General features: G+C 72.4%; 15 protein-coding genes and 1 pseudogene. 10 read left to right on the forward strand and 6 right to left on the reverse strand.

The window, feature by feature from the left end:
• Positions 1-107: 107 nt before the first annotated feature.
• Positions 108-863, reverse strand: a complete 756-nt coding sequence (locus Dvina_RS14565; RefSeq protein WP_223103015.1) for an META domain-containing protein — start codon at positions 861-863, stop codon at positions 108-110.
• Positions 860-1,234 carry a hypothetical protein gene (locus tag Dvina_RS14570; RefSeq protein ID WP_223103016.1) on the reverse strand — a complete coding sequence of 125 codons (375 nt, stop codon included), beginning with the start codon at positions 1,232-1,234 and terminating at the stop codon, positions 860-862. The genes Dvina_RS14565 and Dvina_RS14570 overlap by 4 nt, the downstream gene beginning before the upstream one ends.
• Positions 1,235-1,413: 179 nt before the next feature.
• Here Dvina_RS14570 and Dvina_RS14575 point away from each other — a divergent pair, with 179 nt between their 5' ends.
• The 3 genes from Dvina_RS14575 (at position 1,414) to Dvina_RS14585 (ending at position 5,651) form a co-directional block, all read left to right on the forward strand.
• Positions 1,414-4,629 carry a GH92 family glycosyl hydrolase gene (locus Dvina_RS14575; RefSeq protein WP_246656216.1) on the forward strand — a complete coding sequence of 1,072 codons (3,216 nt, stop codon included), beginning with the start codon at positions 1,414-1,416 and terminating at the stop codon, positions 4,627-4,629.
• An 85-nt stretch (positions 4,630-4,714) separates the two neighbouring features.
• Complete coding sequence (locus Dvina_RS14580) at positions 4,715-5,104, forward strand: hypothetical protein (RefSeq protein ID WP_223103017.1); 390 nt, start codon at positions 4,715-4,717, stop codon at positions 5,102-5,104.
• A 49-nt stretch (positions 5,105-5,153) separates the two neighbouring features.
• Positions 5,154-5,651: a phosphoribosyltransferase gene (locus Dvina_RS14585; protein ID WP_223103018.1), complete on the forward strand. Its 498-nt coding sequence runs from the start codon at positions 5,154-5,156 to the stop codon at positions 5,649-5,651.
• A gap of 30 nt (positions 5,652-5,681) precedes the next feature.
• Here the strand turns inward: Dvina_RS14585 and Dvina_RS14590 are convergent, their stop codons facing one another.
• Entirely contained in the window at positions 5,682-6,719 is a 1,038-nt protein-coding gene (locus tag Dvina_RS14590; protein ID WP_223103019.1) for a LacI family DNA-binding transcriptional regulator, read from the reverse strand.
• 227 nt (positions 6,720-6,946) lie between these two features.
• On the opposite strand from Dvina_RS14590, the gene Dvina_RS14595 reads away from it, so the two are divergent.
• The 6 genes from Dvina_RS14595 to Dvina_RS14620 all read left to right on the forward strand — a co-directional run bounded on the left by Dvina_RS14595 (position 6,947) and on the right by Dvina_RS14620 (position 14,461).
• Positions 6,947-9,547 (forward strand): glycoside hydrolase family 78 protein, encoded by a 2,601-nt coding sequence (locus Dvina_RS14595; protein WP_223103020.1) that lies wholly within the window; start codon positions 6,947-6,949, stop codon positions 9,545-9,547.
• 41 nt (positions 9,548-9,588) lie between these two features.
• The gene (locus Dvina_RS14600; RefSeq protein WP_246656534.1) at positions 9,589-10,872 is read left to right on the forward strand and encodes an ABC transporter substrate-binding protein; all 1,284 of its coding nucleotides are present in this window, start codon (positions 9,589-9,591) and stop codon (positions 10,870-10,872) included.
• A gap of 2 nt (positions 10,873-10,874) precedes the next feature.
• Positions 10,875-11,732, forward strand: a complete 858-nt coding sequence (locus Dvina_RS14605; RefSeq protein ID WP_246656217.1) for a carbohydrate ABC transporter permease — start codon at positions 10,875-10,877, stop codon at positions 11,730-11,732.
• The gene (locus Dvina_RS14610) at positions 11,729-12,547 is read left to right on the forward strand and encodes a carbohydrate ABC transporter permease (protein ID WP_223103023.1); all 819 of its coding nucleotides are present in this window, start codon (positions 11,729-11,731) and stop codon (positions 12,545-12,547) included. Before Dvina_RS14605 ends, Dvina_RS14610 begins: the two co-directional genes overlap by 4 nt.
• 130 nt (positions 12,548-12,677) lie before the next feature.
• Positions 12,678-13,514 carry an MEDS domain-containing protein gene (locus tag Dvina_RS14615; protein WP_223103024.1) on the forward strand — a complete coding sequence of 279 codons (837 nt, stop codon included), beginning with the start codon at positions 12,678-12,680 and terminating at the stop codon, positions 13,512-13,514.
• Positions 13,511-14,461 carry a sensor histidine kinase gene (locus Dvina_RS14620; RefSeq protein ID WP_223103025.1) on the forward strand — a complete coding sequence of 317 codons (951 nt, stop codon included), beginning with the start codon at positions 13,511-13,513 and terminating at the stop codon, positions 14,459-14,461. Before Dvina_RS14615 ends, Dvina_RS14620 begins: the two co-directional genes overlap by 4 nt.
• A gap of 15 nt (positions 14,462-14,476) precedes the next feature.
• Here the strand turns inward: Dvina_RS14620 and Dvina_RS14625 are convergent, their stop codons facing one another.
• Complete coding sequence (locus Dvina_RS14625) at positions 14,477-15,580, reverse strand: hypothetical protein (RefSeq protein ID WP_223103026.1); 1,104 nt, start codon at positions 15,578-15,580, stop codon at positions 14,477-14,479.
• Between the two features lie 230 nt (positions 15,581-15,810).
• Here Dvina_RS14625 and Dvina_RS14630 point away from each other — a divergent pair.
• Positions 15,811-16,562, forward strand: a pseudogene (locus Dvina_RS14630) (dipeptidase).
• Between the two features lie 4 nt (positions 16,563-16,566).
• Here Dvina_RS14630 and Dvina_RS14635 read toward each other — a convergent pair.
• Both Dvina_RS14635 and Dvina_RS14640 read right to left on the reverse strand, forming a co-directional pair.
• The gene (locus tag Dvina_RS14635; RefSeq protein WP_223103027.1) at positions 16,567-17,595 is read right to left on the reverse strand and encodes a SecDF P1 head subdomain-containing protein; all 1,029 of its coding nucleotides are present in this window, start codon (positions 17,593-17,595) and stop codon (positions 16,567-16,569) included.
• 16 nt (positions 17,596-17,611) lie between these two features.
• Positions 17,612-18,886, reverse strand: a complete 1,275-nt coding sequence (locus tag Dvina_RS14640; RefSeq protein WP_223103028.1) for a glycoside hydrolase family protein — start codon at positions 18,884-18,886, stop codon at positions 17,612-17,614.
• Between the last annotated feature and the right edge of the window lie 50 nt (positions 18,887-18,936).

Consider the following 18,936-nt stretch of genomic DNA (forward strand, 5'->3'; position numbering starts at 1 on the left):
TGCTGATCCCCCGATGAGTGCGAGCAGCCCAGGGTAGCGGCTCCGTCGGTGCCTGTCTGCCCGCAACGATGCCGGGGCCCGGCCCCGCGAACCGGGGCCCGATCCGGTCAGCCGGCCCGCAGCTGCAGGCCCTTCCCGTTCGCGGCGCGCAGCTCCAGCCGGTCGCCGTCGATCTTCACGGTCACCACCCCGCTGAGTGTGGCGAGCACCGCCTCGTCGAGGGTGTTCCGGTCGTCGGCGCACGCGATGAGCGTGAACCGGACGTCGCTGAACGTCACCGTGTCCGGGCCCGGCACCGCCCGGCCGCTGAGCCTGTTGCAGCCGCCGTCGCCGGTGACGCGCTCGCCGTCGAACTGCAGGTACGCCTCCGCGCCCGCCGGCACCGAACCGGCCGTCGACCCGTCGAGCACCGACTCCACCACCCAGCGCGTCCCCTGCAGTGCCCGGTCCGGCGAGGCCGCCTTCCGGTCGACGAGCCGGATCGTCTCCGCGGCGCCGGTGAGCACGAGCTCGTCGCCGGTGAGCGTGAACGCCGGGCCCGCCGACAGGAAGTGCACCAGCCACGTGTCCTGTTCGCCGCGCGCCTGCTCGCAGCCCATGTCCGTGGTACCGATGCCGGAGACCTGCAAGCGGCCGCCGCCGAATGAGACGTCGCCGAAGAGGTGGTTGCAGCCGGCCTGCGCGGTGAGCTTGCCGTCCTGCGGGAAGCCGACCTCGAGCCGGGTGCCGGCGACAAGGGTGTGGCCGGTGACCTCGGTCGACAGGAACGTCCGCCCGGCCAGGCCCGCACCCGCACCGGAGCCGCCCCCACCGCACGCCGACAGCAGCAACAGGATCGCGGCCAGCGCGATGCGAGTCGTCATGACGGCTTGGACGGCCCGGGGCGGCTGCGGGTTCCCATGAGCCCGCAGCAGCCGGCGGCCGCGAAGCTCGCCATCTGCAGCCACCCCGCCGCGAACTGCACCACCGCGCCGGGGTCGGTGAGCCGGTCGCGGAACTGCGCGGCGGCGAACCCGCCGACCAGGAACAGCGCCGACATCACCACGGCGAGCAGCGGCATGAACCGCCACCGCACGAGGGCCACGAGCACCGCCACCCCGAGGTAGATCAGCGGCCCGGGCCCGTCGTACCCGGCGACAAGGCTCCGCGAGGCCACGATCTCCGGCCCGGCGTCGCCGATCGCCGCCAGCACCAACGCCACACATGTCGCCCCGATCCACCACCGTCTCGTCATACCCGGATCATCGGTGCCCGGCCGGGCCGGGGGCATCCGCCGGGAGCAGGCCCGGCCGTACGCAGATCTGCGTACCCGGTAATTGACAAGTATTGACATAACCGCGCCGTTCGCGAGAACCTTCACGAGCGTCGATTTCGGCGGTCGGCGGCCACTCACCGTGTATCGATCGGAGCGACGTGAGAAGGCTGCTCAGCACCATCCTGGCCGCGGCATGCGCCGCCGCCGTCACCGTGACCGCCCTCGGTGCGCCCGCCCGGGCCGCCGTACCCGCCGACCTCACTGGCCTGGTCAATCCGTTGATCGGGACGCAGAAGGAGGGCAACACGTTTCCCGGTGCGGCGCTGCCGTTCGGGATGGCGCAGGTCAGCCCGGACACCGGCTGGGGGACGGGCTACAGCTACGACCACACGAAGGTCTGGGGCTTCTCCCAGACCCACCTCTCCGGCGTCGGCTGCCCGGTCGCCGGCGAGGTGCCGCTCATGCCGACCGTCGGCGCCGTGAGCAGCAGCGACCCGAACACCTACGGGCAGGCGCTCAACCACGCCCAGGAGCAGGCGACGCCGGGCTACTACCGGCTCGGGATGCCCGACGGCGTGACCGCCGAGCTGACCGCGACGCTGCGCTCCGGCTGGCAGCGGTACACGTTCCCGGCCGGCACCCAGTCCAACGTGCTGTTCAACACGGCGCAGGCCCGCGGGTCGGCGACCGGGGCGAGCAGCTCCAGTGTGTCGATCCCCAACAGCACCACCGTCGAGGGCTCGGTGACCGCCAGCGGGTTCTGCAACACCTCGCCCGCGCACACGATCTACTTCACGGCCCAGTTCTCGCGCCCGTTCGCCTCGTTCGGCACCTGGGCCGGCTCCACCTTCACCAGCGGCTCCCAGTCCTCGTCGGGCAGCGGGGCGCGCGGCGGCTGGGTGCGCTTCGACACCAGCGCCGACCGGGCGGTCACCGTGAAGGTCGGCCTGTCGTACACGGGCCTGGCCGGGGCCCGGTCCAACCTGAGCGCCGAGACGAGCGCGGCCGGGTTCAACTTCGACACGGTCCGCACGGCCGCCCACGACACCTGGAACGCCAAGCTGCACAAGGCCGAGGTCGACGGCGGGACGACGGACCGGCAGGTCGCGTTCTACACCTCGCTGTACCACTCCCTGCTGCACCCCAACCTCGCCGGTGACGTCGACGGCAGCTACCGCGGGTTCGACAACGCCGTGCACACCGCGTCGGGCTACACGCCGTACCAGACGTTCTCGCTCTGGGACACCTACCGCGCCCAGAACCAGCTCGTGGCGCTGCTGGAGCCGCAGGTGGCCAGGGACTCGGCGCTGTCGCTGCTGGCCGTGGACCGCGAGCTCGGCTGGCTGCCGCGGTGGGCGCTCGACAACACCGAGACCAACACGATGACCGGCGACCCGGTCACGCCGTTCCTCGTCGACCTGTGGTCGCGCGGGCTGCTGTCCGGCTACGAGGAGCAGTTCTACACGGCCCTGCGCAAGAACGCGTTCGGCACCCCGCCCGCCTCGACGGGGCTCAACGCGCGCAACGGCAACCCGTACTACACCGCGCTCGGCTACATCCCGACCGGCGTCCAGTGCACGCCGACGAACTCGTTCGACAACGACTGCCAGTACCCGAGCTCGTCCACACTGGAGTATGCGGCGGCCGACTCGGCACTGGCCATCATGGCCCGGGCGCTCGGCCACACCGCCGACGCCGACCAGCTCGCCGTCCGCGGCCAGAACTACCGCAACCTCTTCGACCCGTCGATCGGGTTCTTCCGGCCCCGCAACGCCAACGGCGTCTTCGCGCCGACGTACTCGCCGACCGACGGTGCGCACACCTTCCACGAGGCGGGCGCGTACCAGTACCAGTGGCTCGTCCCCCAGGACCCCGACGGGCTCGTGGGCCTGCTCGGCGGCAAGGCGAACGCGAACAGCCGGCTCGACCAGTTCTTCGCCTACAGCGACCTGCTGAGCGACCCGGCGGGCACCGCCCACGACAAGTGGGTCAACGGCGCGTACGACTACTACAGCTTCACGACGTACAACCCGAACAACGAGCCGGACCTGCTGGCCCCCTACACCTACCTGTGGACGGGCCAGCCCTACAAGACGGCGACGGTACTGCGGGCGGCCTACACCCTGTTCGCGAACGGCCCCAACGGCGTCACCGGCAACGACGACCTCGGCACCATGTCCGCCTGGTACGTCTTCGCCTCCCTCGGCCTGTATCCGCTCATGAACGGCGGGAACTTCTACGGCGTCAGCACGCCGCAGTTTCCGTCGGCGAAGGTGACGGTGGGATCGTTCGGGTCCCAACAGGGCGGCACGATCACCATCAACGCCCCCGGCGTCACCGACGCGAACCGCTACATCGCCACCGCCAGCCTCGGCGGCACCGCCTTCACCCGCACCTGGCTGGCCCAGTCCGACATCGCGCACGGCGCATCGCTGGAGTACAGCGTCTCCGGTACCCCAGGCGCCTGGGGAACCGCCGCCGGTGACACGCCACCCTCGGCCGACCACACCACGCCCCCGGCCGCGCCGGTGAACCTGGCCCAGGGCCGGCCCGCGACCGGCTCGGCCGGCTGCGCGTCGAGCGAGGGCCCCGACAAGGCGGTCAACGGCAGCGTCACGGGGGGCAACGCGGACAAGTTCTGCACGAGCGCCGCCGGCGCCTGGGTGCAGGTCGACCTCGGGTCCGCGCAGCCGCTCAACCGGCTCGTCGTCAAGCATGCCGGTGCCGGTGGCGAGCAGTCGGGGTACAACACCAAGGCCTTCAATCTGCAGCTCTCGACCGACGGCTCGACCTGGAGCACGCCGGTGTCCGTGACCGGCAACGCGGACCCGGTGACCACGCACCAGATCGCGACGACGACGGCGCGGTACGTCCGGCTCAACGTCACCACCCCGACCCAGACCGCGGACGGGGCCACGCGCATCTACGAGCTGGAGGCGTACGGCCCGGCGCTTACCAACTGGGCCCTCAACCGGCCGGTGACCGGCTCGACCGCGTGCGCGGCGTCGGAGGGCCCGGAGAAGGCGGTCAACGGCAGCGTCTCGGGCGGCAACAGCGACAAGTTCTGCTCGGCGACGGCCGGCGCGACGCTCCAGGTCGACCTGGGCGCCAACCGCTCGATCAGCCGCTTCGAACTGGCCCACGCCCAGGCCGGCGGCGAGTCCGCGGACTACAACACGAAGGCGTTCACGATCGACGTCTCCCCGGACGGCACGACCTGGACGAGGGCCGTGACCGTCACCGCCAACACCGCCGCGAACACGGCCCACCCGGTCGCGGTCTCCGGCCGGTACGTCCGCCTGACGGTGCAGACCCCGACCCAGATCGCCAACGACACCGTCACCCGCCTCTACGAACTGCGCGCACTCGGCTGACCCACAGGGTGAGCCGGAGGGTGAACCGTCTGCTCACCCGCTGACGACGGGATCGGCGAGGGCCGATGAGGCTTACGTTGCCAGTATGCCTCCGGCCCTCGTCCGCCCCTATGTGCGGGTCATCCCCATCGCCCACATCAAGCCCGCCGCCCCGCGCCGCTCGGCTGTCGCGCCGCGCCCGGCCCCGCCGGTGTACCGCCCTCGCCACGAGGGCACCGCTGCGGTCGGCCACCGCCGCTCGGCCGGGCACCGCCGGCCCGCCGCCCGCCGCCGCGGCCCGGCCCTGGTCTGGGGCGCCCTCCTGGTCGCCCTGGCCACCTCCGTGATCACGCTGCGCCCCACCGCCGCCCAGACCGTCGCCGGCACCACCGGCTCCGACGCCGGCCGCCTCCAGACCGCACTGGTCCCGGCGCAGGTGATCCAGCCGGCCCCGGCCCCGCGCCGCCCGGACGCGCCGCCACCCCGGCGCCGCTGATCGCCGGTATGCTGCCCTGGCCGGCACACGCGCAGACGGGCGGGGTCACATGGATCAGCAGGACCGCGAGATCCTGGACTGGCCGGCCTTCGGCCGCGCCGCCCGCGAGCTGGCCCAGCGGATAGCCGACGACGCCTACCGCCCCGACCTGGTCCTGAGCGTGGCCCGGGGCGGCCTCCTGGTCGCGGGCGCGCTGAGCTACGCGCTGGACGTGAAGAGCATCCACATGCTCAACGTGCTGTACTACACCGGCATCGACGAGCGCCTGGACGCCCCCGTCATCCTCGACCCCCAGCCGGACCTGACCGGCCTGTCCGCGGCCCGGGTGCTGATCGCCGACGACGTGGCCGACACCGGCGCGACCCTCGAGGTCGTCCGGGCCTTCTGCGCCGGGCGGGTGGCCGAGGTCCGCTGCGCCGTGCTGTACGAGAAGCCCCAGTCCACGGTGGCCTGCGAGTACGTCTGGCGCCGGACCGACCGCTGGATCAACTTCCCCTGGTCGAGCCTGCCCCCGGTGACCGACCCGGCGGCCCCCGTCACCGGCTGACCCTCCCACCCCGGCGGCCGCGCGTGCGCCTCAGCCGTCGGCGGCGGGTGGTGCCGCGGTGCTGCGGCGGGGGACCAGGGTCGGGGAGAGCGACATCAGGACCGAGCGGCGGCGTTTGTCCTCCACGCGCTCCAGCAGGAGACGGGAGGCGTTGGCGCCCATCAGGTGGCCGTCCTGGTCGACGCTCGTGAGCGAGATCGGGCCCATCGCGGCCACCGTCGTGTTGTCGTAGCCGGCCACCGAGATGTCCTGCGGAATGCGCAGGCCCGCCTCGTACACGGCGTTGAGGACGCCGATGGCGGCCACGTCGGCGCCGGCGAAGATGGCGGTCGGGGGAGCCGGGCGGGACAGGAGCTCGCGGGCCGCGGCGTAGCCGCCCGACTCGCTGTAGGTGGACGGGACGACGTCGATCTCGTCGGTGAGGTCGTTGCGCTGCATGGCGCGGCGGTAGCCCTCGGCGCGGACGGTCTGGGGCATGGTGGTGGGGATGCCGCGGGTCGTGTCGCGGTGCTCGATGTGGGCGATGCGGCGGTGGCCCAGGGCGGCCAGGTGGTCGACGATCAGGGCGGCGCCCTCGATGTCGTCGTCGACGACGGCGTCGAACTCGGCGGAGCGGCCGTGGCGGCCGATCACGACCGTCGGGATCGTGCGGGCGGTGGCCTCCAGCTGGGCGCGCGGGACGACCGGGGCGATCATGATCAGGCCGTCCATCCGGCGGTCGATCATCGCCTCGGTGATGCGGGCCTGGGACTCCGGGGTGCTGCCGCCCGGCCCCAGCAGCGCCTGGTACTGCGTGCCCGCGAAGTGGTCGCTGATGCCCTCGATCAGCTCGGGGAAGAACGGGTTGCGCAGGTCGGGGATGAGCACGCCGATGGTGTAGGTCTGCCCCCGCATGCCCCGGGCGGCGGCGTGCGGGCGGTAACCCAGCTCGGCGATCGCGGCCCGGACCCGCTCCTGCATGGCCGGGCTCACGCCGTAGGCGTTGCGCAGCACCTTCGACACCGCCGCGGTCGACACGTTGGCCCGGCTGGCCACGTCCGCGATGGTCGCCCGACGACCGGAGTCCAATGCGCCCTCCCGAGAAACTTGTAGAACGAACTACACGCCGGTGGCAGTGTATCGGAGCCCCGGCGGTCGATACTGATCTACACGATCGGCACGTACGGGTGCTTGACACGCCGTCGGGCGCGACCCAACATGTGGAGAACGCTCTACAAAATCCGCCGCACCATCCCGAACGACGCCGCTGGCAGGCCGTGGCGTTGAATCGTTTCATAGAGCAAAGGCACCCCATCATGCGCGTTGTCGATCTGCGGGCCGAGCACGTCCGCGAACCCCTCGGGCTGGGCACGCCGAGGCCCCGGCTGTCGTGGCGGCTGGAGTCGGACGTCCCCGGCGCCGCCCAGGTCGCGTACGAGCTCACGGCCGGCGACTGGACGTCCGGCCGCGTCGAGTCCCCGGACCAGGTGCTCGTGGCCTGGCCGGCGCCCCCGCTGGCCGCCCGCGAGACCAGAGCGGTGACCGTCCGCGTGTGGACGGACGCGCGGACGTCGGCGATCAGCGAGCCGCTGCTGGTCGAGGCCGGCCTGCTCGACCCGGCGGCCGACTGGCGGGCCGCGCTCGTCGAGGGCCCGGCGATCACCGGCGAGGACGGGCCGGCGGTGCTGCTGCGCACGGTGTTCGACCTGCCCGCCGCGCCGGCCCGGGCCCGGCTCTACGCGACAGCGCAGGGCGTCTACGAGCTGGAGCTGAACGGGCAGCGGGTCGGCGACCACGTGCTCGCCCCGGGCTGGACCAGCTACCACCACCGGCTGCGCTACCAGGCGTTCGACGTCACCCAGGCGCTGCACCAGGGGCCCAACGCGATGGGCGGCTGGCTGGCCGAGGGCTGGTACGCCGGCCGGCTCGGGTTCCGCGGCGGGCGGCGCGGCGTCTACGGCGAGCGGACCGGTCTGGCGGTGCAGCTGGAGGTGGACTGCACCGACGGCTCCCGGCACGTCGTCACGACCGACGGCCGCTGGCGCACCGCGCCGAGCCCGATCACCGCGACCGGGCTGTACGACGGTGAGCGCTACGACGCCCGCCGGGAGCTCGACGGCTGGTCGAGCCCCGGCTTCGACGACCGCGACTGGGCCCCGGCGACCACGCGGGCGCTGGACCCGGCGATCCTGGTGGCCGCCGACGGGCCGCCGGTGCGGCGCACCGGGACCCTGCGGCCGGTCGCGGTCACGCGCGATCCGGACGGGCGCACGATCGCCGACTTCGGCCAGAACCTGACCGGGCGGCTGCGGATCACCACGACCGGCGAGCGCGGCACCACCGTCACGCTCCGCCACGCCGAGGTCCTCCAGGACGGCGAGCTGTACACGCGCCCGCTGCGGGAAGCGCGGGCGACCGACGAGTACACGCTGAAGGGGCAGGGGACCGAGGCATGGGAGCCGCGGTTCACCGTCCACGGCTTCCGCTACGCGGAGGTGACCGGCGGCGGGCCCGGCACCACCGTCGAGGCCGTCGTGTGCCACACCGACATGGCGCGGACGGGCTGGTTCGACTCGTCCGACCCGCTGCTCAACCGCCTGCACGACAACGTGGTGTGGAGCATGCGCGGCAACTTCCTCGACGTGCCGACCGACTGCCCGCAGCGCGACGAGCGGCTCGGCTGGACCGGTGACCTGGCCGTGTTCGCGCCGACGGCCGCGTTCCTCTACGACTGCGCCGGGCTGCTGACGTCGTGGCTGGCCGACCTCGCGGCCGAGCAGGCCGAGCTCGGCACCGTCCCGTTCTACGTGCCCTGGGTCGAGCTGCTCGGGCCGCCGCGCCCGGCCGCCGTCTGGGGCGACGCCGCCGTGGACACGCCGTGGACGCTGTTCGAGCGCTTCGCCGACACGGGGGTCCTGCGGACCCAGTACCCGAGCATGCGGGCCTGGGTCGACCAGGTCGCCGCGCTCGCCGGTGAGCACCGCCGCTGGGACACCGGCTTCCAGTTCGGCGACTGGCTCGACCCGGCCGCCCCGCCCGAGCGCCCGGCGGCCGCCCGCACCGATGCGGGGCTGGTGGCGACGGCCGTGCACGCCCGCAGCGCCCGGCGGCTGGCCGCGATCGCCGCCGAGCTCGGTGAGGCGGACGACCAGGCCCGCTACGCCGCGCACGCCGCCGCCGTCGCCGAGGCGTTCAACGACGAGTACGTGACGCCGAGCGGCCGGCTGGCCAGCGACGCCCAGACCGCCTACGCGCTGGCCCTGACCGGCGGCCTGCTGGCCAAGCAGGAGCAGCGGCAGCGGGCCGGGCGGCGCCTCACCGAGCTCGTCGCGGCCGAGGGGTACCGCATCGGCACCGGTTTCGCCGGTACGCCGCTGATCTGCGACGCACTCACGACGGCCGGCGCGGACCAGGACGCCTACCACCTGCTCCTGCAGCGGGAGTGCCCGTCCTGGCTCTACCCGGTGACGATGGGCGCCACGACGATCTGGGAGCGCTGGGACAGCCTGCTCCCGGACGGGACAGTCAACCCCGGCGAGATGACCTCGTTCAACCACTACGCGCTCGGCGCGGTCGCCGACTGGCTGCACCGCACGGTCGCCGGCCTGGCCCCGGCCGCGCCCGGATACCGCCGCGTGCTCGTGCGCCCCCGACCGGGCGGCGGCCTCGAGCACGCGGAGGCGGTGCACGACAGCCCGTACGGCCGGATTCGGGTCGCCTGGCGGCGCTCGCACAACCGGCTGCACGTCCAGGTGACCCTCCCGCCGGGGGTCACCGCGCGGGTCGAGCTGCCCGGCCCGGCCGAGACATTCGAAGCCGGGTCCGGCCTCAGCGAGTACACCTGCGAATTCCGAGATCCGGCGGACGATCCCCGGCCGTCCGAACCGGTGCACCCCTTCGACACCCCTGAGGAGTAGACCCAATGCCCAAGAAAGACGTGCACCGAGCATGTTTGGCGGTGCTGACCGCCGGCCTGCTGGTGCTGAGCGGCTGCAGCGCGGGCGACCTCGGCTCCAGCGGCGACAGTGGCGCCGGCACGACGATCTCGTTCCTGGCCGACAACTCCGACGCCAGCCTGTCCACCGCCAAGGGGCTGGCCGACGCGTTCAACGCCAGGAACACCGGCGTCACGGTGAAGGTGGAGACCCGTCCGCAGGGCGGTGAGGGCGACAACATCGTCAAGACGCGACTGTCCACAGGGGACATGGCCGACGTCTTCATGTACAACTCCGGCTCCCTGTTCACCGCGCTCAAGCCGGAGCAGAACCTGGTGGCGCTGGACGACCAGCCCTACGTCGGCGACCTGGACGCCACGTTCAAGTCCACGGTCTCGGCCGGTGGCAAGCTCTACGGGGTGCCGTTCGGCGGCGCGACCGGCGGCGGCATCCTCTACAACAAGGCCGTGTACGCGAAGCTCGGCCTGCAGGTGCCGAAGACCTGGGCCGACTTCATGGCCAACAACGCCAGGATCAAGGCGGCCGGGATCGCCCCGGTCGTGCAGACCTACCAGGACACGTGGACGTCGCAGCTGATCGTGCTGGCCGACTTCCACAACGTGGCCGCGGCCCAGCCGGACTTCGCCGAGCAGTACACCGCGGGCAAGGCCAAGTATGCGACCACCCCGGCCGCGCTCAAGAGCTTCCAGCGCCTGCAGGAGGTGCACGACGCCGGGTACCTCACCACCGACTTCGCCTCCACCAAGCTCGAGGCCGGCATCAAGCACCTGGCCGACGGCGAGGCCGCGCACTACCCGATGCTGACGTTCGCCGTCGGCACCATCCAGTCGCAGGCGCCGGGGAAGATGCAGGACATCGGCTTCTTCGCGCTGCCCGGTGACGACGCGGGCAAGAACGGGCTCACCGTGTGGGAGCCGGCCGCCGTCTACGTCCCGAAGACCACGACCGGCAAGAAGCTCGACGCGGTCCGCCGGTTCGTGGCGTTCGTGGCGAGCAAGGACGGCTGCGACGCGATGGCGAAGGCCACGACGCCGTTCGGGCCGTTCCTGGTGAAGGGCTGCTCGCTCCCGGCCGACGTGGCCGCCCCGATCAAGGACATGCAGCCGTACTTCGACAGCGGCGCCAACAGCCCGGCCCTGGAGTTCCTGTCGCCGGTGAAGGGCCCGTCGCTGGAGCAGATCACCGTCGAGGTCGGCTCGGGCATCCGCAAGGCGGCCGACGCCGCGGCGCTCTACGACCAGGACGTCAGGAAGCAGGCCCAGCAGCTCGGCCTGCCCGGGTGGTAGCAGTGCGCAGGAGCCCCTATCCGTACTGGTTCTACCTGCCGGCGGCGCTCGTCTACGGCGTGCTGTTCCTGGTGCCGACGGTCGCGTCGTTCTGGTTCAGCCTGACCCGCTGGAGCCTGTTCGACGCGCACTTCATCGGCCTGGACAACTTCCGGCAGTTCTTCGCCGAGCCCGCGCTGGTGCAGGGCTTCACCAACACCATCGTCTACGCCGTTGTCACCTGCGCGCTGAAGGTGGTGCTGGGGCTGCTGCTGGCGGTGCTGCTCACCTCGCGGCTGTCCGCCCGCGGCTACCTGCGCTCGGTCGTGTTCTTCCCGGTCCTGGTCAGCACCATCGGCGTCGGCCTGACGTTCACGGTGCTCATGGACCCGCAGCACGGGCTGATCAACGAATCGCTCGGGGCCGTCGGCATCGACGGCCCCGGGTGGCTCACCGATCCCAGGTACGCGCTGCTGTCGGTGGCGCTCGTCGACGTGTGGAAGGGCGTCGGCCTGGCCACGCTCATCTACATCGCCGGGATCGTGTCGATCCCGCAGGAGTACTTCGAGGCGGCGAAGGTCGACGGGGCGGGCGGCCGGCAGCACTTCCGGCACATCGTCCTGCCGCTGGCCCGCCCGGCGACCGTCACCGTCATCATCCTGTCGTTGATCGGGGGGCTGCGCTCGTTCGACCTGATCTGGGCGATGACCCGCGGCGGCCCGGGTTTCACGTCCGACGTCATCGCCTCGGTCATCTACAAGCAGTACCAGAGCGGCTTCTACGGCCTTTCGACGGCGGGCAACGTCGTGCTGTTCCTCGTCGTCACCGCGTTGGTGCTGCCGCTCTACTGGGTGCTCAATCGGAACGAGACCGAAGCATGAGACGGCATGTGTACGGCGGGATCGCGATCCTGGTGTCGGGGGTCGTCTTCCTCGTGCCGTTCCTGTTCATCGTCCTCAATGCGGTGAAGGACCGGCAGGACGCGGCGCTGCCCGCGTTCAGCTGGCCGAAGCACTTCCAGCCGTGGCGGAACCTGGTCGACGTGATCGAGGCCCGCGACTACATGCTGGTGATCGCGTTCATCAACAGCACCGTGCTGACGGTCCTCAGCGTGCTCGCGATGGTGGTGCTGGCCGCCATGGTCGCATTCGTGCTGCAGCGCCGCCGCAGCCGCTGGAACCGCCTGATCGACCTGCTGGTGCTGTCCGGGCTGATCATCCCGCCGGCCGTGGTGCCGACGATCTGGGTGCTGCAGGGCCTCGGGCTGTTCAAGACCATGGCCGGGCTGATCCTCGTCGAGATCGCGTTCGGGCTCTCGTTCAGCATCCTGCTCTTCCGGGCCTTCATCGCCACGATCCCGCGGGAGCTCGACGAGGCCGCGACGATCGACGGCGCCGGGCCGCTGCGGCTGTTCTTCCGGGTCGTGCTGCCGCTGCTGCGCCCGGTCGCGATCACCACGGTGGTCGTGCAGTCGGTGGCGGTGTTCAACGACTTCACCAACCCGCTGTACTTCCTGCCCGGCGACCAGAACGCGACGGTGCAGCTGACCCTCTACAACTTCAACAGCCAGTACACCTCGCAGTACAACCTCCTGTTCATGAACATCCTGCTCATCACCGTCCCACCATTGATCATGTTCATGTTCTTCAACCGGCAGATCGTGGCCGGGATGACCTCGGGCGCGGTCAAGGGCTGACCGGATGATCGGCTGCGCCATCCGGCCGGGTGGCGTAGCCCGGGCGGATGGAACAGGTGGCAGGCCATCGGCGGCGGTCATCGTTCGCGGTACCGTGTGACGATCCGAGTACCGCGAGTGAGGTGGCAGCGTGGTGGGCACCGCGACCCTGGCCGGCCTGCAGGCGGGTGACCACGTCTGCGTCCCGTTCCACGGCGCACGGGTCCGCGGGCAGCTCATGGAGCAGTTCGTCCGGACCGGCCTGGACGAGGGCGACAAGATCATCTGCTGCACGGTGGCGGACGATCCGGAGCGGCTGACCGCCGCGCTCGTCGCCGCCGACAGCCGGGCCGCGGACGCGCTGCGCGACGGGCGGCTGCAGATCGGCAGCGCCGCCGAGAGCTACCTCGCCTCGGGCCGCTTCGACGCCGAGCAGGTCGCCCACGACCTGCGCCGGCTGATCTGGCGGGCCCGGCGCGAGGGCCACCCGGGCATCCGGGTGATCGCCGACATGGCCTGGGCGACCGGGAGCGTGCCCGGCACCGACCGGCTGGCCTGGTACGAGGCCGAGGTCAACCGGGTCTTCGCCGGCGGCTTCGCCAGCGGGGTCTGCCTGTATGACCGGGGCGCGTTCACGCCGGTCCGGCTGCGCCGGTACATCGGCACCCACCCGGGCACCGCCGAGCCGGGCGACCCCCAGCCGCCGCAGCTGCGGATGCGCCACACCGCGCAGCCGCGCGGGCTGGCCCTGACCGGCGAGGCCGACATCGCCAACCGGGCCGCGCTCATCGCCGTCCTCGACGGGCTGCGGGCCGACCTGCCGGGCGACGACCCGCTCACCGTCGACCTGTCCGCGCTGACCTTCGCCGACGTCGGCGCGGCCGCCGCGATCGTGCGCCTGGCCCGGCGCGAGCGCGGCCTGCTGATCACCGGCGCGAGCCGGCGCCTGGCCGGGCTGCTCGACCTCGTCCGGCAGGTGGACGCGTGAGGAGCGGCGCCCCGGCGGGGCGGCCCGGCTTCTTCCACGAGGCCGCGTTCTACTCCTCCGACGAGGAGTTCCTGGCGATCGTCGCGCCGTTCCTGGCCGGGGGCCTGGCCGCCGGGGAGCCGACCGTCGCCGCGTTCAACCCGCACTTCACGGGGCTGCTGCGGGCCGCGCCCGGGCTCGGCGGGGTGCGGTTCCTGGACGGCGAGGAGCACTACACCCGCCCGGCCACCGCCATCCACCGCTACCGCGGGCTGGTCGCCGGCCTCGTCGCCGCCGGGGCCGAGCAGGTCCGGGTGGCCGGGGAGGTCCCGCACCCGGGCGTGGGCGTGCCGTGGGACTGGTGGGCCCGCTACGAGGCGGTGATCAACCACGCCTACGACGAGCTGCCGCTCTGGGGCCTGTGCCCCTACGACGTGCGCATCTGCCCGCCGGACGTCATCGCGCAGGTCCGGCGTACCCACCCGTATGTCGCGAACACCGCCGGGCACCACCCCAACCCGGACTTCGCCGACCCGGAGGAGTTCCTGCGCAACCGGCCCTCGGCGTGGCGGGACCCCCTGGAGCGGACCCCGCCGCGGGCGCACCTCACCGACCCGATGCCGGCCGAGCTGCGTGCGGCCGTCATCGCGGCCGGCGAGCACAGTGCGATACCCCCGCAGGATCTGCGGGGTCTCGTGCTGGCCGCGACGGAGGTCGTCACCAACGCCCTCGTGCACGGCGCACCGCCGGTCGACGCCCGGGTCTGGGCCGCCGAGCGCCGGGTCCTGGTCACGGTGGCCGACGCCGGCCCCGGCCCGCGCAGCCCGCTCGTGGGCCTGCGCCCGGTCCGCACCCCGACCGGCGGCCTCGGGCTGTGGATCGCCCACCAGATCTGCGCCCACGTCGACCTGCGCCACGAGCAGGGCCGCTTCACCGTCCGCCTGCTGGCCGGCTCGCCGGAGCCGTGAGCGGGGCGCCGGTGCTCAGCGCAGGACGCGGTGGCAGAACCGCTCGAACTCGCCCGTCGAGTCGCCGATCCACACCATCCCGTGCTCGCGGATGATGACCCAGTCGGAGCGCCGCCCGCGCAGCTCGGCGAAGAGCTGCCGGCCGGCCGCAAACCGTCCACACTCGACGGTGGCGGCGGTGACCAGCTCGCGGTAGCGGTGGCCGCGGGTGAGCTCGCGGTGGTGGAAGTGCACGATGAGCCGCGGGCGCCGCCCGTGCATGCTGAGCAGGCTGCTGAGCATCAGGTATTCGGGCGCGTCGGAGCTCGGCAGCCGCGGCCCGGTGTAGGTGAGCGCCTGCCGGCCCTCGTCGTAGGACGTGACGAGGTCGAAGTCGGCCGTCGACATGGCCGTCTTGTCGGTCACGGTCTGCGACACGTACCAGTAGCCGTCGTGGGTGAACACGACCGACCCGTCGGTCCACGGCTTGCGCTGCCACAGCCGGTGCTCGCGGTGCAGGCGGGCCAGCTCGGCGATCTCCCAGGCGTGCTCGGCGCCGAGGCGGTGGCGGACCGCGAGGTCGCCGGGCTCGAGGCTGCGGGCCGGGGTGTACTTCAGCCGGATCGTCTCGCCGATGACGTTGGTGTAGAGGTCCTGCCACGTGTTGGTGCGGATGTTGCGGCGCCGGTCGACCTCGTCGGGGTAGATGGCGTTGACGTCGAGCTCGTCGCACAGGTCGGGCACGACCGTCGCGGCCCGCTCGTAGCCGGGCCGGTCGGCCCCGTCCGCGGTCAGCTCGTAGGCGGAGACGACGTTCGTGCGCACCCCGGCGGCCGAGAGGGCGGCCAGGTAGGCCTTCTCGTCGCCGGTCATCAGCAGCGGATCGGTCGGCCCGTAGACCACGTAGGTGATCAGGCCCGGCCGTGCCGCGGGGACCTCGCCGTAGGGCAGGGCCTCGGCCGACAGCCCGTATTCGGCCCGCAGCGCCCGGAACGCCGGCCGCACGATCTCGCGCAGCGCCCAGTCGCCGTGGGGCGAGCGCGGGTTGATCACGTAGAAGCAGCGGACGTCGGCCGGACGGCGCTTGTGGCAGTAGTCGGCGGCCTGGAGGTTGCCGGACGTCAGCGCCGCAGTGACCACTCGGTTACTCTACATTGATCATCGCCTTCTTCGCCGAGGAGTTCGAGGTGGTTTTGTGGGAGCAGCACTGCTGCCTGCCGCTGACGCAGCAAGCCCCGCTCAGTGAGCCCGAGCGCTATCAGCGCCCGGGCGGTGCCTACGTATCCGTCAACGTCGGCTATGCCCCGCACAGCTATGCGGACGTGACCGGGCTCATCGCGGCCTGGGCCCCCCGGATCGCCGCCTCGGACATGCTGCGGCCCGCGTCGGGCGTCGGCGACATCGCCGACGGCCGGGTGGCCGTCGCGTTCGACCTGGAGGACTCCGGCCCCCTCGAAGGCCGTCTCGACCGGGTCCGGGAGTTCTACGACCTCGGCGTGCGCACCATGCTGCCCACCTACAACACCCGCAACGCCGCCGGCCACGGCTGCCTCGACGCGGTCGACGAGGGCCTCACCGCCTACGGCCGCGACCTGCTGCGCGAGATGAACGCCGCGGGCATGGTGGCCGACGGCTCGCACTGCAGCATCCGGACCGGCCTGGACCTGTGCACGTACTCCGAGCAGCCGGTCGTCTACAGCCACTCGTGCATGCGCGCGGTGTGGGACCACCCGCGCAACATCACCGACGAGCAGGCCCGGGCGTGCGCCGAGACCGGCGGCGTCATCGGCATCACCGGCGTGGGCATCTTCCTCGGCGCCAACGAGGCCACCGTCGACGCGTTCGTCAGGCACATCGAGCACGCCGTCGAGCTGGTCGGCCGGAGCACGTCGGGCTGTCCACGGACTTCTCCTTCGACGGCGACGATCTCAACGCCGAGATGCAGCGCAGCCCGCACCTGTTCCCGGCCGCGTACACGGCCTGGGGTCCGATCCGGTTCACGCCGCCCGAGGGCCTGTTCGCCGTCGAGGAGGCGCTGCGCGACCGGGGATACCCGCCGGACGCCGTCGCCGGCATCGTGGGCGGCAACTTCCTGCGCGTCGCCACCCAGGTCTGGCGGTAGCCGCTCAGCGGACCGTGTCGGTGGCCGTGACGGCGATCCGGGTCGGCAGGGCGCCGTGGCCGAGCCTCGCCGCGAGGGCCTTCGCCGAGTCCGCGGTGAAGCCGCCGGCGATCTCCGCGTCGCCGGGGATGACGCTCTGGATCATCGGCGCGGAGATCACGGTGTTGTCGACGAGGATGGCGACCTGCTGCTGCAGCGCCTCCCGGGTCAGGCCGGTCCACCGCTCCTGCCCGGCCGCGGTGAACCGCAGGGTGATCGTCCACGCGCCGTTCGCCGGGCTCGTGCCGGCCTGCGCGCCCTGCAGGTCGGCGCCGGTGGCTCCGGCCACGTCGAGCTGGTACTTCTCCCGCTCCCCGCACGCCGTCACCTTCGCCCGCGGCGCGAGGGGCGGGCCCGTGCGGTGGTCGAGGGCCGTGCAGCCGACCCCGGGGGCCGCGAACTGCACAAGCGGCGGCAGCACACCGATCTCCGCGCACGTCAGCTTCTCGAACCCGGTCAGGGTCTTCGCGTCCGGGTCGGTCGCGTCCTTGAGCCCGTTGGCCTTCGCCCACACCGTTTCGCCGAGCTTGTTGCGGGCCGACGCGAGCGCGCCGGCCGGGTCGGGCACGCCGACGTCGGCCCGGCAGTCGGGCCCGGGGTCGCCGCTGTCGACGAGGTCGAGCACCTTGCGGAACGTGAGGTCGCCCGGCGCGAGGACGCCCTTGGCCCGCTCGGCGTCGGCGTGGGCGGCGGTGACCCGCAGTGTGTCGGCCGCCGTGACGGTCACCGAGGGGCGGCCGACGTCGAGCTGCCGCAGCCGGTCGAGCAGAATGCCGCGGGTCTGCTCGACCGCGTCCTTCGCCGGTGCCGCGCCGTCGAGGCCGGTCAGCTGCAGCGTGTAGGCGACGTCGCCCTGACGCGGGCCGCCGCCGAACCGCCGGGTGAGCAACAGCGTGGCGGTGACGGCGGCGGCGACGAGCATCAGCACGACGAAGCCGATGACGAACCAGAACCAGCGGGGCGTGCTGCGGGCGGCGGGCGGCGGCGCGTACATGCCACCAGGTTAGGACCTAGGCCGCGGCCCGGTAGGCCTCCCCGGCCGGGGTCGGGGTGGAGCCGTCCTTGTACAGGCCGTAGGGCAGCGAGTCGCCGACCGCGGGCAGCGAGAACCAGGCGTAGCGCTCGATGTAGGCGGTGGCCTGCATCTGGGTCGTCGTGCGGGTGATGAACGACGTGATCTGGGCGGTGTTCGGGAACTTCGGCGTGCCGCTGAAGTTCATCAGGCCGTACTCGGTGATCCAGATCGGCAGGTTGTAGCGGTCGTGGACGCGCTGGACGTAGCCGAGGAACTGGCCCACGGCGGCGTCGGAGAAGTCGGAGCCGTACCAGTGCAGGGTGATGAAGTCGACCCGCTTGTTCTGCTGGCGGGCGCCGGTCATGAACCGGTCGAGCCAGCCGCCGGCCTGGTCGCCGCCCCACGCGACGGCGGGGCTGCCGAGGCGCATCCCGGTCGACTGCAGCCGCGGCCACAGCGACAGCGCCTGCTCGACTGTCATGTTCGCCTGGCCCTGCATGTCGGGCTCGTTGAAGCCCAGCAGCGTGGTGCCCTCGGTCCGGACCTTGGCGAGGGTGGTGTCGGTGACGTTGGCGGCCCCCCAGATCATCGGCACGAACTCGGCCGGGGCGGGCATGCTGTCGTTGTCGGGGGACCAGTTGTAGTACCAGCCGGAGCCGACGTTGCGCATGGCGTCGGACAGGCCGGTGAACTGCCAGGTGCTGACGCCCTTCTTCTTCACCGACGGGCCGCTGGTCCGCGACGCCGACGGGCTCGGGGCGGCCGTCCGGGTGGCCGTGGCGGTCGGGGTCGTGCCGCCGCCGGGGAGTTTCCACTGTTGGTTGGCGTTGCCCGTGCACGCCCAGATCTGCAGCCGGGTGCCGTCGGCGGAGCTGTTGCCGCTCGCGTCCAGGCACTTGCCGGACCCGGTGTTGACGAGCTGGGTGCCGCTCGCCGTCCACTGCTGCGCACCGGTGCCGTTGCAGTCGTAGAGCTGCACCTTCGCCCCGTCGGCCGTGGCGGCTCCGGTCACGTCGAGGCACTTGTTCAGGGCCCGGATGCTCTTGTCGGCCGCGGTGAGCGTCCACTGCTGCGCCCCGGTGCCGTTGCAGGTCCACAGCTGCACGGCGGTGCCGTTGGCGCTGTTCGATCCGGCGACGTCGACGCACTTGCCGGCGACGCCCGTGATCGGCGCGCCGGTGGCGGCCATGGCATTGGTGAGCCCGAACGCCCCGGCCGCCACCGTGGCGGCGGCGAGCAGGGCGAACAGCGGTTTGCGGCCGAGTTTCATGGCGCCCAGGCTCGGCCATGCCCGGACGGGAGTCAACGTTCTTAAGGCAA

The organism is Dactylosporangium vinaceum (assembly GCF_019904175.1).
GTDB classification, from domain to species: domain Bacteria; phylum Actinomycetota; class Actinomycetes; order Mycobacteriales; family Micromonosporaceae; genus Dactylosporangium; species Dactylosporangium vinaceum.

Bases quoted from the DNA above. Each gene is read 5' to 3' on its own strand.
- Dvina_RS14565 (WP_223103015.1), bottom strand. From the start codon at position 863: ATGACGACTCGCATCGCGCTGGCCGCGATCCTGTTGCTGCTGTCGGCG.
- Dvina_RS14570 (WP_223103016.1), bottom strand. From the start codon at position 1,234: ATGACGAGACGGTGGTGGATCGGGGCGACATGTGTGGCGTTGGTGCTG.
- Dvina_RS14580 (WP_223103017.1), top strand. From the start codon at position 4,715: ATGCCTCCGGCCCTCGTCCGCCCCTATGTGCGGGTCATCCCCATCGCC.
- Dvina_RS14585 (WP_223103018.1), top strand. From the start codon at position 5,154: ATGGATCAGCAGGACCGCGAGATCCTGGACTGGCCGGCCTTCGGCCGC.
- Dvina_RS14595 (WP_223103020.1), top strand. From the start codon at position 6,947: ATGCGCGTTGTCGATCTGCGGGCCGAGCACGTCCGCGAACCCCTCGGG.
- Dvina_RS14610 (WP_223103023.1), top strand. From the start codon at position 11,729: ATGAGACGGCATGTGTACGGCGGGATCGCGATCCTGGTGTCGGGGGTC.
- Dvina_RS14635 (WP_223103027.1), bottom strand. From the start codon at position 17,595: ATGTACGCGCCGCCGCCCGCCGCCCGCAGCACGCCCCGCTGGTTCTGG.
- Dvina_RS14640 (WP_223103028.1), bottom strand. From the start codon at position 18,886: ATGAAACTCGGCCGCAAACCGCTGTTCGCCCTGCTCGCCGCCGCCACG.